The sequence below is a fragment of the Cellulomonas flavigena DSM 20109 genome (genome assembly GCF_000092865.1).
Classification (GTDB): domain Bacteria; phylum Actinomycetota; class Actinomycetes; order Actinomycetales; family Cellulomonadaceae; genus Cellulomonas; species Cellulomonas flavigena.
The window spans coordinates 1,590,945-1,614,001 of record NC_014151.1; the positions used below are offsets into that span (position 1 = coordinate 1,590,945).

At 75.2% G+C, this 23,057-nt stretch carries 21 protein-coding genes; 17 read left to right on the plus strand and 4 right to left on the minus strand.

Annotated elements, in window-relative coordinates; translation table 11 throughout:
- Positions 1-12 precede the first annotated feature (12 nt).
- From CFLA_RS07235 to CFLA_RS07310, 16 genes are all read left to right on the plus strand, one after another.
- Positions 13-1,104 (plus strand): TIGR03842 family LLM class F420-dependent oxidoreductase, encoded by a 1,092-nt coding sequence (locus CFLA_RS07235; protein ID WP_013116665.1) that lies wholly within the window; start codon positions 13-15, stop codon positions 1,102-1,104.
- Positions 1,101-2,066 (plus strand): ABC transporter permease, encoded by a 966-nt coding sequence (locus CFLA_RS07240; RefSeq protein ID WP_013116666.1) that lies wholly within the window; start codon positions 1,101-1,103, stop codon positions 2,064-2,066. Before CFLA_RS07235 ends, CFLA_RS07240 begins: the two co-directional genes overlap by 4 nt.
- Positions 2,063-2,938 carry an ABC transporter ATP-binding protein gene (locus CFLA_RS07245; protein WP_013116667.1) on the plus strand — a complete coding sequence of 292 codons (876 nt, stop codon included), beginning with the start codon at positions 2,063-2,065 and terminating at the stop codon, positions 2,936-2,938. The genes CFLA_RS07240 and CFLA_RS07245 overlap by 4 nt, the downstream gene beginning before the upstream one ends.
- On the plus strand, positions 2,935-3,717 hold the full coding sequence (locus tag CFLA_RS07250; protein ID WP_013116668.1) for an ABC transporter permease: 783 nt from the start codon (positions 2,935-2,937) through the stop codon (positions 3,715-3,717). Before CFLA_RS07245 ends, CFLA_RS07250 begins: the two co-directional genes overlap by 4 nt.
- Positions 3,718-3,816: 99 nt before the next feature.
- Positions 3,817-4,953, plus strand: coding sequence for an ABC transporter substrate-binding protein (locus CFLA_RS07255; RefSeq protein WP_013116669.1), 1,137 nt, complete (start codon positions 3,817-3,819; stop codon positions 4,951-4,953).
- Positions 4,954-5,038: 85 nt separating this feature from the next.
- The gene (locus CFLA_RS07260) at positions 5,039-6,373 is read left to right on the plus strand and encodes an aspartate aminotransferase family protein (protein ID WP_013116670.1); all 1,335 of its coding nucleotides are present in this window, start codon (positions 5,039-5,041) and stop codon (positions 6,371-6,373) included.
- A gap of 161 nt (positions 6,374-6,534) precedes the next feature.
- The gene (locus CFLA_RS07265) at positions 6,535-7,296 is read left to right on the plus strand and encodes an SDR family oxidoreductase (protein ID WP_013116671.1); all 762 of its coding nucleotides are present in this window, start codon (positions 6,535-6,537) and stop codon (positions 7,294-7,296) included.
- Between the two features lie 58 nt (positions 7,297-7,354).
- Complete coding sequence (locus tag CFLA_RS07270; RefSeq protein WP_052302703.1) at positions 7,355-9,190, plus strand: ABC transporter ATP-binding protein; 1,836 nt, start codon at positions 7,355-7,357, stop codon at positions 9,188-9,190.
- On the plus strand, positions 9,187-11,007 hold the full coding sequence (locus CFLA_RS07275) for an ABC transporter ATP-binding protein (RefSeq protein ID WP_013116673.1): 1,821 nt from the start codon (positions 9,187-9,189) through the stop codon (positions 11,005-11,007). Before CFLA_RS07270 ends, CFLA_RS07275 begins: the two co-directional genes overlap by 4 nt.
- Positions 11,008-11,025: 18 nt before the next feature.
- Complete coding sequence (gene pnuC / locus CFLA_RS07280; protein ID WP_013116674.1) at positions 11,026-11,631, plus strand: nicotinamide riboside transporter PnuC; 606 nt, start codon at positions 11,026-11,028, stop codon at positions 11,629-11,631.
- Positions 11,628-12,680 (plus strand): AAA family ATPase, encoded by a 1,053-nt coding sequence (locus tag CFLA_RS07285; RefSeq protein ID WP_013116675.1) that lies wholly within the window; start codon positions 11,628-11,630, stop codon positions 12,678-12,680. The genes pnuC and CFLA_RS07285 overlap by 4 nt, the downstream gene beginning before the upstream one ends.
- Positions 12,677-14,257 (plus strand): MoxR family ATPase, encoded by a 1,581-nt coding sequence (locus CFLA_RS07290; RefSeq protein ID WP_013116676.1) that lies wholly within the window; start codon positions 12,677-12,679, stop codon positions 14,255-14,257. Before CFLA_RS07285 ends, CFLA_RS07290 begins: the two co-directional genes overlap by 4 nt.
- Entirely contained in the window at positions 14,242-15,171 is a 930-nt protein-coding gene (locus tag CFLA_RS18975; protein ID WP_148234307.1) for a hypothetical protein, read from the plus strand. The genes CFLA_RS07290 and CFLA_RS18975 overlap by 16 nt, the downstream gene beginning before the upstream one ends.
- On the plus strand, positions 15,168-16,916 hold the full coding sequence (locus tag CFLA_RS07300; protein WP_013116678.1) for a VWA domain-containing protein: 1,749 nt from the start codon (positions 15,168-15,170) through the stop codon (positions 16,914-16,916). Before CFLA_RS18975 ends, CFLA_RS07300 begins: the two co-directional genes overlap by 4 nt.
- Positions 16,913-17,554: a hypothetical protein gene (locus CFLA_RS18980; protein ID WP_013116679.1), complete on the plus strand. Its 642-nt coding sequence runs from the start codon at positions 16,913-16,915 to the stop codon at positions 17,552-17,554. The genes CFLA_RS07300 and CFLA_RS18980 overlap by 4 nt, the downstream gene beginning before the upstream one ends.
- Entirely contained in the window at positions 17,541-19,040 is a 1,500-nt protein-coding gene (locus CFLA_RS07310) for an AMP-binding protein (protein WP_013116680.1), read from the plus strand. Before CFLA_RS18980 ends, CFLA_RS07310 begins: the two co-directional genes overlap by 14 nt.
- A gap of 6 nt (positions 19,041-19,046) precedes the next feature.
- On the opposite strand, the gene CFLA_RS07315 is transcribed toward CFLA_RS07310, so the two are convergent.
- A complete protein-coding gene (locus CFLA_RS07315) occupies positions 19,047-19,943 on the minus strand; it encodes a formate/nitrite transporter family protein (RefSeq protein WP_013116681.1) in 897 nt (298 codons plus the stop codon).
- A 90-nt stretch (positions 19,944-20,033) separates the two neighbouring features.
- Positions 20,034-21,068, minus strand: a complete 1,035-nt coding sequence (locus CFLA_RS07320; RefSeq protein ID WP_013116682.1) for a S66 family peptidase — start codon at positions 21,066-21,068, stop codon at positions 20,034-20,036.
- A 73-nt stretch (positions 21,069-21,141) separates the two neighbouring features.
- On the opposite strand from CFLA_RS07320, the gene CFLA_RS07325 reads away from it, so the two are divergent.
- Entirely contained in the window at positions 21,142-21,654 is a 513-nt protein-coding gene (locus CFLA_RS07325; RefSeq protein ID WP_013116683.1) for a phosphoribosyltransferase, read from the plus strand.
- Here CFLA_RS07325 and CFLA_RS07330 read toward each other — a convergent pair.
- On the minus strand, positions 21,608-22,303 hold the full coding sequence (locus tag CFLA_RS07330) for an HAD hydrolase-like protein (RefSeq protein ID WP_013116684.1): 696 nt from the start codon (positions 22,301-22,303) through the stop codon (positions 21,608-21,610). The genes CFLA_RS07325 and CFLA_RS07330 overlap by 47 nt on opposite strands.
- A complete protein-coding gene (locus tag CFLA_RS07335; protein WP_013116685.1) occupies positions 22,300-22,986 on the minus strand; it encodes an HAD hydrolase-like protein in 687 nt (228 codons plus the stop codon). The genes CFLA_RS07330 and CFLA_RS07335 overlap by 4 nt, the downstream gene beginning before the upstream one ends.
- Between the last annotated feature and the right edge of the window lie 71 nt (positions 22,987-23,057).

Consider the following 23,057-nt stretch of genomic DNA (forward strand, 5'->3'; position numbering starts at 1 on the left):
GAGGGGATCGAGATGGACTTCGGCGTCGTCCTGCAGACCAACCCGCCCGCGTCGCGCACCGTCGAGCTCGCACGCCAGGCGGAGACCCACGGGTTCACGCACGTGTGGACCTTCGACTCCCACCTGCTGTGGCAGGAGCCGTTCGTCATCTACTCGGCGATCCTCGCCGCGACGCGCAAGGTCATGGTCGGGCCCATGGTGACCAACCCCGCGACGCGCGACTGGACCGTGCTCGCGTCGCTGTTCGCGACCCTCAACGAGATGTACGGCAACCGCACCGTCTGCGGCATCGGGCGCGGGGACTCCGCGGTGCGCACGCTCAACGGGCGGCCGTCGAACCTCGCGACGCTGCGCCAGTCGATCCACGTCATCCGCGAGCTCGCGAACGACCGGCCGGCGGACCTGGGGGAGCGCACGGTGCGGTTCCCGTGGTCGAAGGGCTCGGCTCTCGACGTGTGGGTCGCCGCGTACGGGCCGCTGGCGCTGAAGCTGACGGGCGAGGTCGGCGACGGCTTCATCCTGCAGCTCGCCGACCCCGACATCGCCCGGTGGATGGTCAGGGCGGTGCGCGACTCGGCCGAGGCCGCGGGCCGGGACCCCGACGAGGTCGACATCTGCATCGCCGCGCCGGCCTACGTCGGCGACGGCGCGTCGCCCGCGGCCCGCGCGCACATGCGCGAGCAGTGCCGCTGGTTCGGCGGCATGGTCGGCAACCACGTCGCGGACATCGTCCGGCGGTACGGCACGGACTCCGCGATCCCGAAGGCGCTGACCGACTACGTCCGCGACCGGGAGGGCTACGACTACAACGAGCACGGCCGCGCCGGGAACTCGCACACGACGTTCGTCCCCGACGAGATCGTCGAGCGGTTCTGCCTGCTCGGCTCACCGCACGAGCACGTCGAGAAGCTGCGCGAGCTCGAGGCCCTGGGCTGCGACCAGTTCGCCGTCTACCTCCAGCACGACAACAAGGAGGAGACGCTGCGGCTGTACGGCGAGCGCATCATCCCGGCGATGGCCGAGCCGGTGGTCGCGACGGCGGCGTCGTCCGGCGCGACGACGCCCCCGGATCCGGTCGACGTCCCGCAGGCCGTCACGGCATGAGCACCACGACCGACACGCCGGCCGTCGCACCGTCCGGGGCCCCGGCACCCGCGTCCGGTGCGACGGTGCGGGCGCGCGGGACCAGGCTCGCGCGGCTGACGCGCGTCCGCCCTCTCGTCGCCGTGACGTCGGCGCTCGCCGTGGCGGCGCTGTGGGAGGCGTACAAGCTGCTCGGGCCCGCGCAGGGCTGGGCGGTCGGCGAGACCCGACTGCTGCCGCGCACCACGGACCTCGCCATGCCGCACACGTGGCAGGTGGCGGCGCGCCTGCTCGAGCCCGTCTCGGGGGCGACCGGCGCCGACGTGCTGTGGCTCGCCGTGCTGCGGGCCGGGGCGTTCTCGTTCGGGATCGCGCTCGTCGGCTGGACGATCGGCGTGCTCGTCGGCGCGCTGCTGGCGCTGACGATGCTACGGGTCGCGGTCGTCGAGCGGGCCGTGCTGCCGCTGGTCGTCCTGTCGCAGACCGTGCCGCTCATCGCGCTCGCACCGCTCGTGCGCTCGTGGGGTGCGCGGCTCGAGATCGGCTCCTTCGCGTGGCAGCCGTGGATGTCGGTCGCGGTCATCGCGAGCTACCTCGCGTTCTTCCCCGTCGCGGTCGGAGCGCTGCGGGGTCTGCAGTCACCGGACAGGATCCACGTCGACCTCATGCGCGCCTGCGGCGCCGGCTGGGGCACCACCCTCGTCCGGCTGCGCCTGCCCGCCGCGGTCCCGCACCTGCTGCCTGCGCTGCGGCTCGCCGCCGCCAACGCGGTCGTCGGCGCCGTCGTCGCCGAGGTCGCCACGGGCCTGCCCGGCGGGCTGGGCCGGATGATCCTCGAGTTCGCCAACTTCGCGGCGAGCGACCCGCCCAAGCCGTGGGCGCCGATCCTCGGCGCCGTGCTGCTCGGGCTGGTCGCCGCCGGTCTCGTGGCCCTGCTGGGCCGGTCCCTGCGTCGGTACCGACGGGTGGAGGTGGCGCCGTGAGCGTCGTGCAGGAGCAGCCCGCGTCGACGCCGCACCCGCGCGGTGCCGTCGCGGTCGAGGTCGAGCAGGTCAGCCGGGTGTTCGCGGGGCGCAGCGGGGACGTGCACGCCCTGCAGGGCGTCGACCTCACCGTCGCCGCGGGGGAGTTCGTCTCCCTCATCGGGCCGTCGGGGTGCGGCAAGTCGACGCTCCTGCGGCTCGTCGCGGACCTCGACGAGCCCACCGCCGGCACCGTGCGGGTGTTCGGGCGCAGCGCCCGCGAGGCGCGCCTGGCCCGCGACTACGGCATCGCGTTCCAGCAGGCCGGCCTGCTGCCGTGGCGGACCGTGCGCGCCAACGTCGAGCTGCCGCTCGCGCTGTCCGGCACGGGCCGGGCCGGGCGCCGCGAGCGAGCCGACGAGCTGCTCGCGCTCGTCGGGCTCAGCGACTTCGCCGACCACCACCCCGACCAGCTGTCGGGCGGCATGCAGCAGCGCGTCGCGATCGCCCGCGCGCTCGCGGTGTCCCCGTCGCTGCTGCTCATGGACGAGCCGTTCGGCGCGCTCGACGAGATGACGCGCGAGCACCTGCAGGCGCAGCTCCTGCGCATCTGCGCCGAGACGCGTGCCGCGGTCGTGTTCGTCACGCACTCGATCCCGGAGGCCGTGTTCCTCTCCGACCGTGTCGTCGTGATGTCGCCGCGCCCCGGGCGGATCCGCGAGGTCGTGCCCGTGACGCTCGACCGGTCCGGCGCCGCGACACCCGCCGTCGGACCGACCGACGACGCAGGTGACGACCTCCGCAACGACGCGGCGTTCGTCGCGTCGGTCGCCGCGGTGCGCGAGGCGCTGCACGGCGGTAGCGCCACCGGCCGCGGCGTGGACGTGCGGTGAGCGGGGGAGCCGTCGCGCGTCGGCGCGGCACCGTGCGGCAGGTGCTGCCGCCCGTCGTGCTGCTCGTCGCGCTCGTGACGACCTGGCACGCGGTCGTCACGCTCGGCGACGTCCCGGCGTTCGTCCTGCCCGGCCCTGCGGCGATCCTCGACGAGCTCACGACCTACCTCGGTCCGGTGACGTCGGCCGCGCTCGTCACGGGCGGGAACGCGCTGGTCGGGCTCGTCGTGGGCGCCACGCTCGGCGTGCTGCTCGCGGTCGTCGCCGCGGTCGTGCGGCTCGTCGACGTCCTCGCGGAGCCCGTCGTCGCGGCCCTGGCCGTGGTGCCCGTCGTGGCGCTCGCGCCCGTCCTGTACGCGATGTACGGCGCCGCGTCGGAGCAGGCGCGCGTCCTCGTCGCCGCGCTCGCGGTGTTCGTGCCCGTGTACGTCACGACGCTGCGCGGACTGCGCCAGGTCCGTCCCGTGCACCGCGACCTCATGCACGCGCTGGCGGCCACCCCGCGGCAGGCGGCACTGGCGGTCACGGTGCCCACCGCGGTGCCGTTCGTGTTCACCGGACTGCGCATGGCGTCGTCCCTCGCCGTCATCTCCGCGATCGTCGCCGAGTACTTCGGCGGCCCGCGCTCGGGGATCGGCTCGTTCATCACGACGGCCGCGTCGGCCTCGAACTACGCGCGGGCGTGGGCGTATGTGCTCGGCGGGGTCGTCGTCGGCCTCGCGTTCTACGCCGTGACCGCCGCCGCCGAGCACGTCGCCACCCGCCGGGCGGGCGCATGACGCCCGGACCCGCCCACGTCCTCCTGCCGGCGCCGCCAGGACGGCCGACCCGCAGTGCCCACCCGCGTGCCGCGGCACGCACCACCGAGGGGAGATGACATGAGGACGACGACGCGTCGGGGGGCGACCGTCGCGGCCCTGGCGGCAGCCGGGCTGCTGCTGGCGGGCTGCTCGACCACGGACACGGCGGAGGCGGACGGCGGCGAGGGTGACCTCACGCCGGTCACGCTGCAGCTGCAGTGGCTGACGCAGGCGCAGTTCGCGGGGTACTACGCGGCCGTCGCGGAGGGCTACTACGCCGACGAGGGCCTCGACGTCGAGATCGTGCCCTCGGGGGGCGACATCGTGCCGCAGGACGCGCTGGCCGCGGGCGAGGTCGACTACGCGATCGCGTGGGTGCCCAAGGTGCTCGGCTCGATCGAGCAGGGCGCCCAGGTCACGAACGTCGCCCAGGTGTTCGAGCGGTCCGCGACGCTGCAGGTCGCGTTCGCCGACTCCGGGATCGCGTCCGTCGCCGACCTCGAGGGGAGGACGATCGGCTCGTGGGGGTACGGCAACGAGTGGGAGCTGTTCGCCGGGCTCAACCAGGCCGGCGTCGAGGACTTCGAGCTCGTCACGCAGGCGTTCGACATGCTGGGGCTGCTCGGTGGCGACATCGACGCCGCGCAGGCCATGACGTACAACGAGTACGCCCAGCTCCTCGAGACCGTCGACCCCGACACCGGCGAGCTCTACACGCCCGAGGACTTCACGGTCATCGACTGGAACGACGAGGGCGTCGCGATGCTGCAGGACGCGATCTGGGCCGACGCCGCGCGACTCGCCGACGACGAGGAGTACCAGGAGACCACGGTCAGGTTCCTCAAGGCGTCGCTCAAGGGCTGGGCGTTCGCGCGCGACAACCCGCAGGACGCCGCCGAGATCGTCACGGCCGCGGGCTCCACGCTCGGCACGTCCCACCAGCTGTGGATGACCAACGAGGTGAACAAGCTCATCTGGCCGTCCACCGCGGGCATCGGGATCGTCGACGAGGCCGCGTGGGAGCGCACGGTGAAGCTTGCGATGGAGACCCACAACGAGACCGGCGCGACGATCATCACCTCCGAGCCGCCGGAGACCGCCTACACCAACGCGTACGTCGAGAAGGCGCTCGCGGAGCTGGAGGAGGAAGGTGTGGACGTGACGGGGGCGGACTTCGCGCCGGTCGACGTCGAGCTGCAGGAGGGCGGCAACTGACCGCCCCGTCCCGGGGCGGGCACTCCCCGCCCCGGGACCACCGCCAGGGTGCACCGCGCACCGCGAACCCAGGGAGGCACGGACCATGGCAGCACCCGTGGAGGTCGACGGCCTCACGCTCGACGCCGAGACCGTCGCGCTGGACCGCGCGCACGTCTTCCACTCGTGGTCCGCGCAGGCGCGCGTCGCGCCCCTCGTGGTCGCCGGCGGCAGCGGGTCGACGGTGTGGGACCACGCGGGCCACACCTACCTCGACTTCTCCAGCCAGCTCGTCAACACCAACATCGGGCACCAGCACCCGCGGGTCGTCGAGGCGATCCGCGAGCAGGCCGGGCTGCTCGCGACGATCGCTCCCGCCACCGCGAACCTCACGCGCGGCCGCGCGGCCGCCGCGATCCTGGGGCACGCGCCGGACCGGCTCACCAAGGTCTTCTTCACCAACGCGGGCGCCGACGCCGTCGAGAACGCGATCCGCCTGGCGCGCCTGCACACCGGCCGCGACAAGGTGGTCTCGCACTACCGCTCCTACCACGGCAACACCGGGGCGGCCGTCGTCGCGACGGGGGACTGGCGGCGCGTCCCCAACGAGTACGCGCGCGGGCACGTGCACGTCTTCGGGCCGTACCTGTACCGCTCGGAGTTCTGGGCGACGGCGCTCGAGGAGGAGTGCGAGCGCGCGCTGCGGCATCTCGAACGCATCGTGCAGTGCGAGGGGCCCGACTCGGTCGCCGCGATCCTGCTGGAGACCGTGCCGGGCACCGCGGGCGTGCTCGTCCCGCCGCCGGGGTACCTCGCGGGCGTGCGGGAGATCGCGGACCGGTACGGGATCGTGCTGATCCTCGACGAGGTCATGGCGGGCTTCGGGCGCACGGGCGAGTGGTTCGCGTTCGACGCCCACGACGTCGTACCCGACCTGGTGACCTTCGCCAAGGGCGTCAACTCCGGGTACGTCCCGGCCGGCGGCGTGCTGATCTCCTCGCAGATCGCCGCGACGTTTGACGAGCGCGTCTTCCCCGGCGGTCTGACGTACTCCGGGCACCCGCTCGCGATGGCGGCGATCGTCGCCGCGATCGGTGCCATGGAGGACGAGGGGATCGTCGAGAACGCCGCCGCCGTGGGGCGCGACGTGCTCGGGCCAGGGCTCGCGGAGCTCGCCGAGCGGCAGTCGCTGGTCGGCGAGGTGCGTGGCACCGGCGTCTTCTGGGCCGTCGAGCTCGTCGCGGACCGTGCGACGCGCGAGCCGGTCGCGCCTGCCGTCATGGGCGCGGTCAGGGCTGCGTGCCTCGCCCGCGGCCTGCTGCCGTTCGTCGCGGACAACCGCGTGCACGTCGTGCCGCCGTGCGTGGTCACGCCCGACGAGGCGCGCGAGGGACTCGCCCTGCTCGACGAGGCACTCACCGAGGTGACCACGGACCTCTGACGCCCCACCTCCGCCCGCGAGACGTCGATCCAGCCCCGACGCTCGCGCTCTTCCTTCGCCCGCCTCCTCTCCTTCGCCCGCCTCCTTCGCCCGCGAGACGTCGATCCAGCCCCGTCCCGCCGTGCGATGCTCGTGCCCGCCGCCGACCCCAGGAGACCCGCATGCCCACGACCGACCGCCCCCGCCGCGCCCTCGTCACCGGGGCGTCGTCCGGCATCGGCGCCGCCACCGTGCGCCGCCTGCGCGCCGACGGGTGGGACGTCGTCGCCACGGCACGCCGGGCCGACCGCCTCGCCGCGCTCGCTGCCGACACGGGCGCCGACGCGTTCGCAGCGGACGTCACGCAGGACGCCGACGTCGCGGCGCTGCTGGCGCACGTGCGGGAGACCGGCGGGCTCGACGCGGTCGTCAACAACGCGGGCGGCGCGCTCGGCCTGGACACGGTCGAGGAGGCCGACCTCGCGGGGTGGCGCGCCATGTACGAGCTCAACGTGCTCGGCACCCTGCGCGTCACGCAGGGCGTGCTGCCGCTGCTGCGCGAGCGCGGCGAGGGCGACGTGGTCGTCGTGACGTCCACGGCGGGGCAGGCGCCGTACCCCGGCGGTGCCGGGTACACGGGCGTCAAGCACGCCGAGCGGATGCTCGCCACGACGCTGCGCTGGGAGATCGTCGGCGAGCCGATCCGGGTCATCGAGATCGCACCCGGCAACGTCGCGACCGAGGAGTTCTCGCTCGTGCGCTTCGCGGGGGACGCCGAACGCGCGGCGAAGGTCTACGCGGGGTACCAGCCGCTGGTCGCCGACGACGTGGCCGACACGATCGCGTGGAGCCTGTCGCGCCCGGCGCACGTCAACGTCGACCTGCTCGTCGTGCGGCCCCGGGCGCAGGCGAACAACACGACCATCGCGCGGACGGGTGTCTGAGGCAACGGATCGAACAATCCCGACGCGCGACGCAGGGATTGCGTCCTAGTCTGGGCGAGTGCCACCAGCCGAGACCTCCACGACGCGTGCGCTGCTCCGCCTCGTGCGGTGGGCCCGGCCGGCGCTCCCACGGGTGGTGCTCGGCGGGTCCGCGACGCTCGTCGCCAGCCTCATCGCGCTCGCGGTGCCGCAGGTGCTCCGCTCGGTCGTCAACGGTCCGCTGCTGACGGACGGTTCGCGGACGGCTGTCGTGCAGGCGGCCCTGCTCGTGCTCGTCCTCGGCGTGCTCGAGGCCGTGCTCGTGTGGTGCCGCCGCGCGCTCATCGCGACCCCCGGGACCGGTGTTGAGCGGACCATGCGCACCGACCTGTTCCGTCACCTGCTCGACCTGCCCGTCGCGTTCCACGACCGGCGGGGCGGCGGTCAGCTGCTGCAGCGCTCGATGGGGGACCTGCACACCGTCCGCCGGTGGATGGTCTTCGGTCTCGTGCAGCTCGTCGTCGCCGCGACGACCGTGCTCGTGGGCGCGGGCCTCATGCTCGCGACGAGCCCTCCGCTGGGTCTGGTGTACCTGGTCGGAGCCGTGCCCGTGATCTGGCTCGGCTTCCGGTTCCGGCAGGACTACAAGGTGGTCGCGCGGCGCGCACGGGACCAGGCCGGTGACCTCGCGACGCGCGTCGAGGAGTCCGTGCACGGCATCCGCGTGCTCAAGGCGTTCGGCCGCGGCGACGACGCGCTCGAGGAGTTCGTCCGGCAGGCCGACGAGCTGCGCGGCACCGAGCTCGACAAGGCCCGCGCGCAGTCGCGGATGTCGTTCGCCCTCGCCTGGATCCCCGAGACGACCCTGGCCGTGGCGCTCGGGCTCGGCGTGTGGCTCGCGGCGACCGACCGGGTGAGCGTCGGCGCGCTCGTCGCGTTCTTCGCGACGGCGACCGTGATGACGCGGCCCGTCGAGAGCCTCGGGCACCTCATGGCGATGACGCTCGACGCGCGCGCCGGCACCGACCGCTTCCTCGACGTCATCGACACCGTGCCCGCGCTGGCCGACCCCGCCGAGCCCGTCGCGCTGCCGGCCGCGCCGGCCGGCGGCACGCGCGTGGAGCTGCGGGACGTGCGGTTCGCGCACACGCCCGGGTCCGCCGAGGTGCTGCGGGGCGTCGACCTCGTCCTCGAGCCGGGCGAGACGATGGCGCTCGTCGGGCTCACCGGCAGCGGCAAGACGACGCTCCTGCAGCTCGTGCCCCGGCTGTACGACGTCACGGGCGGCGCGGTGCTGGTCGACGGCGTCGACGTGCGGGACGTGACACGGCACGACCTGCGCGGCGCCGTGGCCGTCGCCTTCGAGGACCCGATCCTGTTCTCGGCGTCCGTGCGCGACAACGTGCTCATGGGTGTGCCGACCGAGCGGCTGGCGGAGATGACCGAGCAGGAGGTCGACGACGTCGTGCGCATCGCGCTCGACGTGGCCAGCGCCGGGTTCGTGCACCGCCTGCCGCAGGGCGTCGACACCGTCGTCGGCGAGGAGGGCATGAGCCTGTCGGGCGGCCAGCGCCAGCGCGTCGCACTGGCCCGCGCGATCGCCGGCCGCCCCCGGGTGCTCGTGCTCGACGACCCCCTCTCGGCGCTGGACGTCGCGACCGAGGCCGACGTCACCGAGGGGCTGCGGCGCGTGCTGGCGGGGACCACCACGCTCGTCGTCGCCCACCGCACCTCCACGGTCGCGCTCGCGGACCGTGTGGCCGTGCTCGAGGACGGGCGGATCACGGGCGTGGGCCGGCACGCCGACCTGCTCGCGTCGCACCCGCACTACCGCTACGTGCTCACGGCCGAGGGCGACGAGGCGGCCCGGCCGCTCCCCGGTGACCTCGACGTCGCCGCGGAGGTGGGGCGATGACCGCCACGACGGCACCCGGACGCGCCGTCGGGTCGGCGGACGAGCACGACGACGCGGGGCCGCGCGAGGTCCGGCGCCGCTCGCTCGGGCTGCTCGCGTCACTGCTGCGGCCCGTCGCCCGGCGCGCGGGGCTCACTGCGCTCGTCGTGGTCGTCGCACAGCTGGCGCTCGTCGCCGGCCCGGCGCTCGTCGCCGTGGGCATCGACCGCGGCATCCCCGCGCTGCGCGCCGGCGACGCGACGCCGCTGCTGCTGGTGGCGGGCGGGTACGGACTGACGGCGCTGGTCGCGGGCGTCTTCACCGCCGCGACCGTGCGCCTCGCCGCCACGGTGAGCCAGGCCGTGCTGCTCGACCTGCGCGGGCGCGTCTTCCGCCACACGCAGCGCCTGAGCCTGGAGTTCCACGAGCGCTACACGTCGGGCCGGATCATCTCGCGGCAGACCTCGGACCTCGAGGCGCTGCGCGAGCTGCTCGACGGCGGTGTGACCACGCTTGCCGCGAGCGGCCTGGCCATGACGTTCACGGCCGTCGGTCTCGCGGTCCTCGACTGGCGCTCCGGCCTGGTGCTGCTCGTCGCCGTGGTGCCGGGCGTCGTGCTGACCCGCTGGTTCCAGGTGCGCTCGCAGGCGCAGTACCGCCGCTCGCGCACGGCCGTCGCGCGGGTCATCGTGCGGTTCGTCGAGACGATGACGGGCATCCGTGCGGTGCAGGCGTTCCGGCGCGAGCAGCAGGTGGCGGCCGTCTACGACGTCGAGGCGGAGGAGTACCGCGCGGCCAACGCCGAGGCGATCCGCGTCAACGGCGTCTTCGACACCGGCCTGGTGCTCATCGGCAACGTCACCGTCCCGGTCGTGCTGCTGATCGGTGGGCTGCGGGTGCTCGACGGCGCGCTCGAGGTCGGCGTCCTCGTCGCCGCCGTGCTGTACGCGCGCCGGTTCTTCGCGCCGCTCGCGCAGATCGGCATGTTCTACAACTCGTTCCAGTCCGCGACCGCTGCGCTGGAGAAGCTCTCGGGGCTGCTCGCGCAGGAGCCCACCGTGGCCGACCCCGTGCACCCCGTGCGGCTGCGCGAGCCGCGGGGTGACGTGCGCTTCGACGGCGTCGAGTTCGGGTACGGCGACGGGCCGACCGTCCTGCCGCGCCTCGACCTGCACGTCCCCGCGGGGCAGACCGTCGCACTCGTCGGGGAGACGGGCGCCGGCAAGTCGACCGTCGCCAAGCTGCTCGCACGGTTCTACGACCCGCGTGCCGGGGCCGTGCTGCTCGACGGCGTGGACCTGCGCGACGTCGACCCGCGCGACCTGCGGACCGCGATGGTCATGGTCACGCAGGAGGCGTACCTGTTCTCCGGGTCGGTGGGCGCCAACATCGCGCTCGGTCGTCCCGGTGCGAGCCAGGAGCAGATCGAGCAGGCGGCTCGCGCGGTCGGCGTCCACGAGCTCCTGGCGTCGTTGCCCGACGGGTACGACACCGACGTCGACACGCGCGGCGTCCGGCTGTCCGCGGGGCAGCGTCAGCTCGTGTCGTTCGCGCGCGCGTTCCTCGCCGACCCGGCCGTGCTCGTGCTCGACGAGGCCACGAGCTCGCTCGACATCCCCGGCGAGCAGCTCGTCCAGGAGGGTCTGCGCACGCTGCTGACCGGCCGCACGGCGGTGGTCATCGCGCACCGCCTGTCCACCGTCATGCACGCCGACCGCGTGCTCGTCGTCGACGGCGGGCGCGTCGTCGAGGACGACAGCCCCGCGGCGCTCGTCGCGGCGGGCGGGCGGTTCGCCACGCTGCACGCGCAGTGGCAGGAGTCGCTCCGCACGACGTGAGCGCTACCGTGACCCCTCATGGACTGGGTCGAGGTCGTCGGGTTCGTCACGGGTGCGACGTGCGTGTGGCTCGCGACGCGCCAGCACGTCGCGAACTTCCCCGTCGGGATGGCGAACAACCTGGTCTTCGTGGTGCTGTTCTGGCAGACGGGGATCCTCGCGAACGCCGGTCTGCAGGTCGTCTACCTCCTGCTCGGCGGGCTCGGCTGGTGGTGGTGGGTGCGCGGCGGTCCGGATGCCGGTCGGCTGCCGGTGCGCCGCACGCCGCGGCTCGTGTGGCCACTCGCCCTCGTGTGCGCCGCCGCGCTGACCGTCACGATCGCCCTCGTGCTGACGCGCACGGCGGAGTCGGCCCAGCCGTGGGCGGACGCCGTGACCACGTCCCTCAGCCTCGTCGCGCAGGTGATGATGGGCCGCAAGTGGCTCGGCTCGTGGGCCGTGTGGATCGTCACCGACGTGCTGCTCGTCGCGCTGTACGTGACGCTCGGCCTGTACCTCACCGCGGCGCTCTACGTGCTGTTCCTCGGGCTGTGCGTGCACGGGTGGCGGCAGTGGAGCCGCGACCTGCGGGCGACGACGGACGTCGCGCGCCGCGCGGACGTGGACGCGGCGGCACCCGCGTGACGCACGGCCTCGTGATCGGCAAGTTCTACCCGCCGCACGCGGGCCACCTCGCGCTCGTGCACGCCGCGCAGGCACGGTGCGACCGCGTGACGGTCCAGGTGCTCGCGTCCAGCGCCGAGTCCCTGCCGGGCGAGGTCCGGGCGGCGTGGCTGCGCGAGGAGCTGCCGACCGCGCACGTCGTGCACGGGATCGACGACCACCCGGTGGACTACGCCGACCCGGGGGCGTGGGACGCGCACGTCGCGGTGATCGCGTCGCTGCTCGACGCACCCGTCGACCTCGTCGTCACGTCCGACTCCTACGGCGGCGAGCTCGCCCGCCGCCTCGGCGCGCGGTGGCACCGTGTCGACCCGGGCCGCCAGGGACTGCCCGTCTCCGGCACGGCGGTGCGCGCCGACCCCGCGCGGTACTGGTGGGCGCTGCCGGCGGCCGTGCGCGCGTGGTTCGTGCGCCGTGTCGTCGTGACGGGCGCCGAGTCGACGGGCACGACGACGCTCGCGCAGGACCTCACGGCCCACTACGGCCTGCCGACGGTCGCCGAGTTCGGCCGCGAGTGGACGACCGCCCGCCCCGGCGGTCTCGACGCGCCGTGGCACACGGCCGAGTTCGACCTCGTCGCGCGCGAGCAGGCGCGCCGCGAGGACGACGCCGCACGCCGCACGCCGCGCCCGCTGCTGGTGTGCGACACCGACGTCACCGCCACGACGCTCTGGCACGAGCGCTACGTGGGGCACGCGTCGCCGACGGTCGTCGCACTCGCGCAGGAGCGCGTGCCCGACCTGTACCTGCTGACGGGCGACGAGATCCCGTTCGTCCAGGACGGCTGGCGCGACGGCGAGCACGTGCGGCACGCGATGCAGGCGCGGTTCCGCGAGGAGCTGACGCGGCGCGAGGCAGCGGACGGCGTGCCGTGGGTCGAGCTGCGCGGCTCACGCACCGAGCGGCTCGCCGCGGCCGTCGCGCTCGTCGACGACCTGCTGCGCCGACCGCGTGACCTCGCCGACCCGCTGCCCGAGGCGAACGGCGACCGTGCCACACTCGCGACGTGAGCGAGCACGACCTGCAGCAGGTCTCCCAGGCACCGACCCGCGCAGGGGCGGCGGGCACCCCGCACGTCGAGCTGGACGCGGCCCACCTCTTCGCGGACGAGCAGCTCCCGGCTGACGCGACCGCCCCGCGCCTCGACGAGAAGCTGCGCCAGGCGTACTTCTGGATGGTCAACCACGCGGTCATCAGCCCGCACTACGACGTCGAGTTCTCCGCGCCCGGGCAGGCGCGCACGACCTACCGGCTGGGGGACTCCCGGGCCGCGGTGCACCTGCCGACCGACCAGTCGTACTCGTCGTTCGTGCTGCTGCCGCTGCTGACGTTCGCGGTGCGCGGCCGCTGCCTGCTCGTCGGCGGGCCGGGCCGCGGCAAGACGGCCTCGGCGATCCTCATGGGCGTCATCGCCGGCTACCCCGTGCGCGACGTGCGCCGCGCGATGCAGCACGGCCACCCGCAGCTCACGGTGCAGGACATGTTCGGCACGCCGCTGCCGCGCGACCTCGTCAACGCCGAGCGTCTGGCGGACGTCGACGTCGCGTGGCGCTCGTGGCTGGGCATGCGCGTGAAGATCGTCGACGAGTACAACCGCATCCCCACGCGCACGCAGTCCGCGCTTCTCACGGTGCTGGCCGACGGCTACGTCGAGGTGTTCGACCAGGTCTACGAGACCGGTGCGTCCGCCTGGTACCTCACGGCCAACGACGACGCGGGGGGCGGCACCTTCCAGGTGGTCGACGCGCTGCGGGACCGCATCGACGTGGTCGTCAAGGCGCTCGCGTTCAACTCGCGGTTCCTCGGGGACCTCGTGACGCGCGCCGAGCGCGGTGTGCGGCCGGAGGAGAACGTGCCGCCGGGCATCGTGTTCGACGCCGACGAGCACGACCGCCTGCACCGCGAGGTGCTCGCGGTACCGCTGCCGCGGCCGGTGCGCCGCCGCCTGGAGTTCTTCGCGGCACAGCTCGAGCTGCTCGAGCGTGCCGGCTCGCAGCTCGAGTACCGCACCAAGGACACGGCCCGTCTCGCGGGCGCCGACCCGCACACCCTCCTGGCGTCCGACGACGGCCGCGACCGGCGCGACGACATCGGCGCGCAGACGCTCAACGGCCTGTCCGTGCGCGCGCTGCAGTCCCTCGTGCTGTACGCCAAGGCCATGGCGTACTTCCGCGGCGACGCGCAGGTGGAGCTCGACGACCTGCGGGCCGTGCTGCCGTTCGTGCTGCACGACAAGCTGCAGCCCGACCTCGACGCGCCCGCGTTCGACGACCCCGAGCGCGAGGCGCTGCGCACGGACCGGGTCTCGTGGCTGCGCGAGATCTTCGACACCGCGTGCCTGCAGTACGACGCCGCGGGCCTCGACGGCGACGACCCGGTGGGCGACGTGCTCGCCGAGCTCGCAGCCGGTCTCGATGGCATCGAGGAGAAGGTCGTGCTGGCGCGTCTCGCGACCATCGAGCGCATCCTCTCGGGCTGGCAGCGCACCAAGCTGCACGGCGACATGTACGACGACGCGCTCGCGCTGAAGTACGCGCACCAGCGGTACTCCTCGTACCTGCGCTGGCTGCGGTGGCAGTCGTCGTGACGGGAGTCCCCGCGCTCGTCCGTGCCCACGCGGCCACGGTCGATCCGTGGCTGCGCGAGGCGGCGGGGTGGGGCGTGGACGCGGCGGCGGCGCGTGCGGCGCTCACGGACCTCGAGCCGGCGGTCGCGGCGCTCGACGGCGACCCCGAGGTCGCGCTGCCGCTCGTGCGCGCGACCCTCGACCTGCTCGCCCGCGGGCGCTGGCACGCAGCGTCCGTGCCGCGCGGCGTCGTGCTGACGGTGCTGCCGCGCCTCGCGACGTGGGTGCGCGCGTGGCCCGCGGACGTGGTCCCCGCGGTGCTCGCAGCCTCGCGTGGCGTGGCGCGCGCCGGGTTGCTCGACGCGTGGGTCGACCGGGTCGCACGCGCGGACGTGCCGGCCGCACCCACGGACGTGCGCCCGGCCCTGCTCGTCGCCGCGTGGCGCAGCGGCCTCGTGCGGTACCGCGACGCCGCGCTCGACGCCGCCGCGGCCCTGCCGGCGGCGACCGCCGCCGCGCTCCTGGAGGTGCCGGAGGCGGAGGTCGGCGTCGTCCTGGAGCGGCACCGTGCCGACCGGTGGTGGTGGCCGGGGCGCGACGACGGCCCGGGCGTGGTGCAGCGCGTCGGCGGGTTCGTCGGGTGGGGTGGCCCCTGGGTGCAGGTGCCGCGCGTGGCGGCCGGCGGACCGACGGGCTGGCTCGTGGTCGTCGACGGCACGGTCGGCGCCGTCGTGGCCGACGTGCACGGTTCTGCCGTCGTCGGGCTCGAGGACCCGCCACCGACCGTCGCACCGCCGCGACCCGACGCCCGCCGGCTGCCCGTGCCGTGGCTCGACGAGGTCACGGGCGCGGTGCCGGGCGAGCGGCCCGACGTGCTGCTCGTGGCTCGCACGCACTCGTGCACCCTCGACGTCGTCCGCGTGGCGGCCGCATGAGGTCCCGCGCGACGACGCCCGACCCGGCCGCGCAGGCCCTGGTCGCGGCCTGGCGCGACGCCTGGCCGCACGCGCTCGCCGCGTGGGGCAGGACCACGCGCATGCACCCGCCGCACCTGCACACCGTGCCCGTGGCGGACGTGCCGTCGTTCGCCTGGTACGACAGCGGCGACGTCGAGGTGCACGTCGACCTCGCGCACGCCGCGCGCCTGGGCCTCGCGGAGCATGCCGTGGCGGTGCTCGCGCACGAGGTCGGGCACCATGTGCTCGCGCCCGTCGACGGCCGCACGCGCGTGCGGATCGCGGCGCGCGTGCGCGCAGGACTGGCCGACCGGGACGACCTCGTGCCGCTCGTCGCGAACCTCTGGAGCGACCTGCTGATCAACGACCGGTTGCAGCGCACCGGCGGCGCCGACCTCGCCGGCGTGTGGCGCGCGCTGGGCACGCCGAGCGACCCGCTCATGGCCCTCGTGCTGCGCGCGTGCGAGCTGCTGTGGGGCCTGCCGCGGCACGAGCTGTGCGGCACCGCCGTGCCGGTCCGCGAGGAGGCCGCCTGGCTGTGCGCGCGCCTCGTGCGGGCGTACGCGCGCGACCCCGTCGCGGGGGCCGGCGGGTTCGCCGCGCTCGTGCGCACCGCCCTCGCGGACGAGCTCGGGGACGCGGCGGGCCTCGCAGGGGCACGGGCGCTGGCGTGCGGCGACGAGGCGTCCCTGGACGGGCTGCCGTACGGCGTGACGAGCGACGACCTGGCCACGCCCGTCGTGCACCCCGCGCAGGACCCCGCGGTCGTGGGTGACGCGGTCACGGCCGCACCCGACGTCGACGAGGCCGTGCCCCCCGACGGGTCGGCCGACGGCACCGGAACCCAGCACAGCCCCGTCCTGCCGCCCGAGCTGCACGCGACGCTGAAGGCCCTCGGGTCGTCCGCGACGGCGGAGGACGTCGCCGTCGCCTGGTACCGCGAGCGTGCCGCGCCGTACCTCGTGCCCTTCCGGCAGGTGGTGCAGCGGGGCGTGCCCGAGCGGCTGCTGGCCGGGCTCGAGCCGTGGGAGCTCGGCGAGGACCTCGCCGACGTCGACTGGGTCGGCACGATGACCGCGTCGCCCGTCGTCGTCCCGGGGTTCACGACGGTCCGCCGGCACACCCTGGAGGACGAGCCCGTCGAGCCGCGCCGCGTCCCGGTGGACCTCGACCTGTACCTCGACTCGTCGGGGTCGATGGCCGACCCGCGGCGGTTCTCGTGGGTGGCGCTCGCGGGCGCCGTGCTGGTGCTCTCGGCGCTGCGTGCCGGCGCGCGCGTGCAGGCCACGACGTGGTCCGGGCCCGGTGAGGTCGCCGGGACGGACGGGTTCACGCGCGACCCGGAGGCCGCCCTGCGTGCCGTCGTCGCCTACATCGGCGGCGGTACCGCCTTCCCGCTCGCGCTGCTGCGCCGCACGCACCTCGGCGAGGCCGGGCAGCGACCGACGGCCGCACGCGCCACCCACATCGCGGTGGTGTCCGACGACGGCGCCCGCTCCATGGTCCCGCCGCGCGGTCTCGGGTTCGAGCCCGACGTCGCGAGCCGCGCGGTGCAGGCCGCGGGCGGTGGCGGCACGCTGCTGCTCGACGTGCCGCCCGACCGGCTGCCCGGGCTGGTCCCGCACCTGCCGGCCGGGTACGACGTGCACAGCGTGACGGGGGACGAGGCCCTCGTCGAGTTCGCGCGCGCGTTCGCGCGCCGGACGTGGGGGGAGATGCGATGAGGGACGACGACGCGCGGCTGCCGCGCCCGCTGGTGTCCGGGGAGCGCCGGCCGGGCCCCGAGCTCGTGGTCGTGACACGCCGCCTGGCGGCCGCGCCGGCGGCGCTGCGCGACCCAGGCGCGAACGCGGCCGCGGCGCTCGCGGACCTCGCGGTCGTGCTCGACGGACGCGTGGCCGAGGCCGGCGAGCTGCGTTCGCTCGACCAGCGCACCGGCGACCCCGGTGGCGACCGGGCCGTGCTGGCGCTGCTGACCGGGTGGGTGGCGCTCGACCCGGCGGTCCGCGCCGACCCCGGCCTGCAGGACGTCGCGAAGCGCGCGGGCGGGCTCAGCAGGCTCGTCGTCGCGGCGGCGCTCGCGGTGGCCGGCGAGCTCGCGGAACTGCGCGAACCCGCGACCTGGACCGACGACGAGGTCGCGCGCGAGGAGCTGGCCCGCGCCGTCCTCGCCGTGCTGGGCGTCCTGCCCGCGGGCGAGGACCCGCACACGGCCGGCGACGCCTGGCGCGTCGTCAGCACGCGCCACCGGCGGCGGGTCGCCGCGGAGATGGCGGCCGAGGCGCAGCGGGCCGCGGAGCTCGCGAAGGCGCTCGCGGAGCAGCGCGCGAAGGAGGCGGCGGCGCAGTATGCCAACTACTGACGACGCGCTCGCCGGCACGCCCGGCCGAGCGACGCCCGACCCCGCCTCGCCCGACCGCGCCAGGCCCGACCCCGTCGGTCCACCGGCCGAGTACGCGCCGATGGGCGCGCTCGCGCTCACCGACCACGAGCGCTGGCCGAGCCTGCCGACGGCCGACCTCGTGCGCGTCGAGGCGGCGCGGCAGCACCCGGCGGCGCCGGTCTGGGTGCACGCCACGGGCGACCGCCTGGACACGGCGGACCTCACGGCGCTGGCCGCGCGCGGGCGGACGCAGCAGAGCGCGACGCCGCCGGACTGGGTGGCTGCGCTGGTCGAGCGCGCGCACGCCACCGTGCCCCGGTACCGCGCGGCCGCGCGCGACGGCCGCAGCGGTCCGTCGTCCCCGCTGCACGAGCTGCCGACCGTGACGCGCCACGACCTCGTGACGGACCTCGCCGCGCACGTCCCGGTCGACGTGCCGCTCGACCGTGTGCTGCAGGGCACGAGCTCGGGCAGCACGGGCGCGGCGCTCGTCGTCCCGCTGCACCCGCGGGCTGTCGCCGCGGACCTGCTGCTGCTGCACGCGCTCGTCGAGGCGACGGGCACGACGTGGGTCGCGGACGCCGCCCGGCTCGGCCTGCTGAACCTCGTCGACCAGCGCGCGGCGTTCACGTACGTCTCGGCGATGTCGGCGTTCCCGCGCGACCCCGGCGTCCCTGCGCCTCTCATGGCGCGCGTCAACCTCGACGCGTCCGCATGGCGCGCAGCGGGGGACCGGGAGCGGTGGCTCGCCGAGCACGACCCGCAGGTCGTCAGCACGAGCACGCTGCCGCTGGTGCACCTGCTCGACCTCGCGGAGGCGGGCCTGGCCCTGCACCCGCTGGCGGTGGTCAACGGCGCCACGCACGTGACGCCCGCCGTCAGACGCCGCGTGCACGACGTGTGGGGCGCGCCGCTGCTCGACCTGTACGGGCTGCGCGAGACGGGCCCCGTGGCCGTGGCCGGCGAGGACGCCCCGGGGCACGTGGTCGTCGACCGGCGCGTCCACGTCGAGGTGCTCGACCCCGCCGGCCGCCCGGTGGCGCCGGGCGAGCGCGGCGAGGTCGTCGTCACCGTCGACGAGAACCCGTACCTGCCGCTGCTGCGCTACCGCACGGGCGACCACGCGGCGCTCGGCAGCACCGCCGACGGGCGTCCGGTGCTGCTCGGGCTCGAGGGCCGCGCTGCCGTGCGCTACCTCGACGCGTCGGGCGTCGCGCGGCCGTCCGTCGACGCGACGCAGGTGCTGCAGGCGGCGGGGCTGGTCGCGTGGCACGTCCACCAGGACGCCGCCGGGGGAGTGCTGCTGCGCGCGGTCGCCCCGGACGTCCTGGCGGCGCAGGCCGCGGCGCGAGCCGTGCGCGACTGGCTGGGACGTGACGTGGCGCTCGACGTGCTCGACGACGTCGCGGACCTCGGCCCGGGCAAGCCCGCGCGGTGGTCGTCGGACGTGCCGGGCCTCGGGTGAGGGCTCTCAGCTGACGCGGCCCGCCGGCCCCGCGCCGCCGGCGGGCGTGTCGTCCGGGTGGTCGCGCAGCCACTGCGTGTCGTCGTTGACGTACGCGTAGTACAGGCCGATCAGCAGCCCGCCGCCGACGAAGTTCCCGACGAGCGCGAGCGCGACGTTGCCCGCCGCGAGCCCGAGGTCGATGCCCTCGCGCAACCCGACGATCGAGAACAGCACGGTGTTGGCCACCGAGTGCTCCAGCCCGAGGAACGCGAAGATGAACACCGCGACGATCATCACGGCGGACTTCGCGACGTCGTTGCTGATGAGGCCGTTGTAGACCAGCAGCATGGCGAGGTTGATGCAGAAGTTGCACAGCACCGCGCGGACCAGCAGGTCGCCCCAGCCCACCGGCCCGTCGGCGACGTAGGCGAGCTTGTGCTCCACCGACGCCACCATCTGCTCGAGCACCGCGCCCTCGGCGAGCGTCGAGAACCGCAGGAAGAGCGCGACGAGCAGGCCACCGGCGAGGTTGCCGAGGTAGCACAGGCCGAGCAGGCGCGCGGCGCGCGCCCACGTGGTGCGCCGGTGGTACGCACCGATCGAGACGATCATCATGTTCGACGTCAGGAGCTCGGAGCGCGAGTAGTAGATGAACACCAGCGCCCAGCCGAACGTCAGCGCACCCGCCATGCGCCCCAGCGGCACGAGGGTCGAGCCGCCGGCGGACACCTGCGCGAAGCCCGCGATCACCGCGTAGTTCGCGGCGTAGAGCACGCCGATCACGATGCCCGCCATCCCGGCACGCATGAGGTAGCGGCGCGCGAGGCTCCCCGACATCGCCGTCTTGGTCTCGAGCGCCTCGAGGACGGTGCTGATGAAGTGCTTGCCCGGGAACAGCGCGCGCGGATCGGTGGTGCTCACGCGCCCACTCTGCCGCACCCGGGCACCGCGCCGCGGGGCCGACGGTCCCCGGGCGTGCCGCTGACCTGCGTGAGGGTGGTCACGCGGGGCTCAGACGAGGCGCTGCTCGATGCGCGACCCGCCTGCCCCGTGCACGACGCGCGCGAGCGCCCCGTTGACGAGCGCGAGGTGCGGCGGTACGTGGCCGCAGTCGACGTCCGCGAGCACGGGGATCCCCAGATCGCCCAAAGCGCGGCGCGCGGCGTCGTGGTGCGTGAGCTCGGGGACCTCCTTGCCCTGCGTGCGGCCGATGAGCACGGCTGTCGCCCGGTCGAACCAGCCGGCGTACCGCAGCCCGAACAGGCGACGCGTCACGTCCGCGGAGTCCGAGCCCGCGTTCTCGAGATAGACGACGAGGCCCTCGGGCGCGTGCCGGTCCGCGAACCCGGCGAGGTCGCCGTACGGCGTGCCGGCCAGGTGCGCGACCGTCTCCAGGCAGCCGCCCACGAGGCGGCCGGTGACGTCGACGTCGCCCGCGTCGTCGGCCCCGGCGTCGACGCGCGTCCAGCCGCCCGGAGCGTCGAGCACGTACTCGGTGACGCCGGGCTCGGCCTCGTAGTCCACGAAGGGACCGGACCGCCAGGCCGTCGCGGCACCCTGCACGAGCGTGGCGCCGGCGGGCGCGGCGACCACGTCGGTCCACGGCAGCAGCGGCTCGGGGACGCGGTAGGGCGTGTCGAGCAGGTTCTGCCCGTGCAGCGTCGCGACGCCCGTGCGCAGCGTCAGCGGCAGCAGCAGCGTCGAGATGTCCGACAGCCCGAGGAACCACGTCGGGTCCTCCGCCAGCCGGTCCCAGTCGAGCAGGTGCAGCAGGTCGATCGCGACGTGCCCGCCCCACGGCGGGACGACGGCGCGCACCTCGGGGTCCGTGAGCAACGCGGTGAGCTCCGCCGCGCGCGTGCGCGGCGGTCCGGACGACACCCGGTCGCCGCCCATGACCGCGCCCACGCGCGTGCCCCAGCCGAGCCGGTGGAGGTGGGCGAGCGCGACGCCGAGCCGCGCCTGCTGCGCATGCTGGATGCCGCTCGACGGTGACGTCACCCCCACGACGTCGCCGGCGACGAGGGGGCGGGGGTAGGTCACCATCGCACGACCGTACCCGTGTCACCCGGGACGATCCGGCGGCCCGCGCACGCCTCACGTACGCGACGATGTCCCCATGACGACGACGGAGGCCGGGCCTGGCCAGGAGCTGCCGAGCGACCGCGAGGTCCTGGACTGGGAGACGTTCGGTGCGGCCGCGCGCGAGATCGCGCAGCGCGTCGTCGACTCGGGCTTCGCGCCCGACGTGGTCGTGTCGATCGCGCGCGGCGGTCTGCCCGCGGGCGGTGCCGTGGCGTACGCGTTGGGCACCAAGGCGGTCGGCACGATGAACGTCGAGTTCTACACCGGCGTCGACAGCACGCTGCCCGAGCCGCTGCTGCTGCCGCCGCTGCTCGACACCGACGCGATGGCGGACCTGCGCGCGCTCGTGGTGGACGACGTGGCCGACTCCGGCGAGACGCTCGCGCTCGTCCAGCGACTGCTGTCCACGCACTGCCGCGAGGTGCGCACGGCCGTGCTCTACGCCAAGCCGCGCTCGGTGGTCGACCCGGACTACGTGTGGCGGCGGACCGACCGCTGGATCACCTTCCCGTGGTCGGCGCTGCCCCCGGTGCAGCCGCAGCGCTGAGCGCCGCGAGGACACCCGCCGCGAGGTCCGCGACCTCCGCGACCACACCGACGACGCCCGCCGCCGTCAGCTCGCCGGGCTGCGCGTAGCCCCACGCGACACCCAGGCAGTCGACGCCGTGCGCCCGCGCGCCGTGCGCGTCGTGCTCGCGGTCCCCGACCATGAGCACCTGCCCCGCCGGGCGCAGGGCGTCGAGCGCGGCTCCGACGACGGTCGCCTTGGTCGACGGCACGTGGTCGAGCGGCGCGCCGAAGACGCCCTCGACGAACGGCGCGAGGCCGAACTGCTCGCAGATCGGGCCGGCGAACACCTCGGGCTTGCTGGTGGCCACGGCGAGCCGGACGCCGGCGTCGCGCAGCACGGCGAGCTGGTCCGGGATCCCGGGGTAGACGGTGTTCTCCCACATGCCCGTCTCGCGGAAGTACCCGCGGTACGCGGCCACCGCGTCGGGCACGCGCTCGGGGGCCACGCCGAACAGCGCGAACGACTCGACGAGCGGCGGTCCGACGAAGCGCCGCAGCGCCGCCGCGTCCGGAACCGGCAGGCCGAGGGTGCCGAAGGCGACGCGGGCGCTCGCGGCGATGCCGGGGTACGAGTCGGTGAGGGTGCCGTCGAGGTCGAGCAGGACGAGGGGCGCGGGGCCCGTCATCGTGCCACCGGCCCGACGTGCGCCAGCACTGCGGCGGGCACGTCGGCGGGGGAGTCCAGCAGCTCCACGGCACCCGCCGCGCGCAGCTCGTCGGCGCCGCCGTAGCCCCACAGCGCCCCGAGGCAGGGCAGGCCGTGCTCCGCGGCGCCGTGGACGTCGTGCTCGCGGTCGCCGAGCATGACGGCGCGCACGTCCGCACCGTCGACGGCGCTGTGCACCCAGGCCAGGGCGCGCCCGATGATGTCGCCCTTGCTCTCCGACTCGTCGTCGGGGGCGCCGACCACGTGGTCCAGGAGCGGGGTCAGGCCGACCTCGTCGCAGATCGGAGCGGCCCAGCGCAGCGGCTTGGCGGTGGCGACGACGAGCAGCACGCCCGCCTCCCGCAGGGTCGCGAGCGCCGCGGGCACGCCGTCGAAGACCCGGGTGTCCCACACACCGGCGCCGGAGAAGTGCGCGCCGTAGGCGGCGACGGCGGCGTCGAGCTGCTCCGCGCCGACGCCGTGCGTCGTGAACGACCACTGGATCGGCGGGCCGGCGAACGAGCGCATGACGGCGTCCGTGGGGGCCGGCAGTCCGACGTGCGCGTACGCGGCGCTCACCGAGGCGACGATGCCGGGTGCCGAGTCCATGAGGGTGCCGTCGAGGTCGAGGAGGGCCACGGGGCGGGTGGGGAGCGGGGGCATGGCCCGATGGTCTCCCGCGGCGCGGGCTCCGGGCCAATCGCGGGTGCACCGCACCAACGCCTCTTGACCGT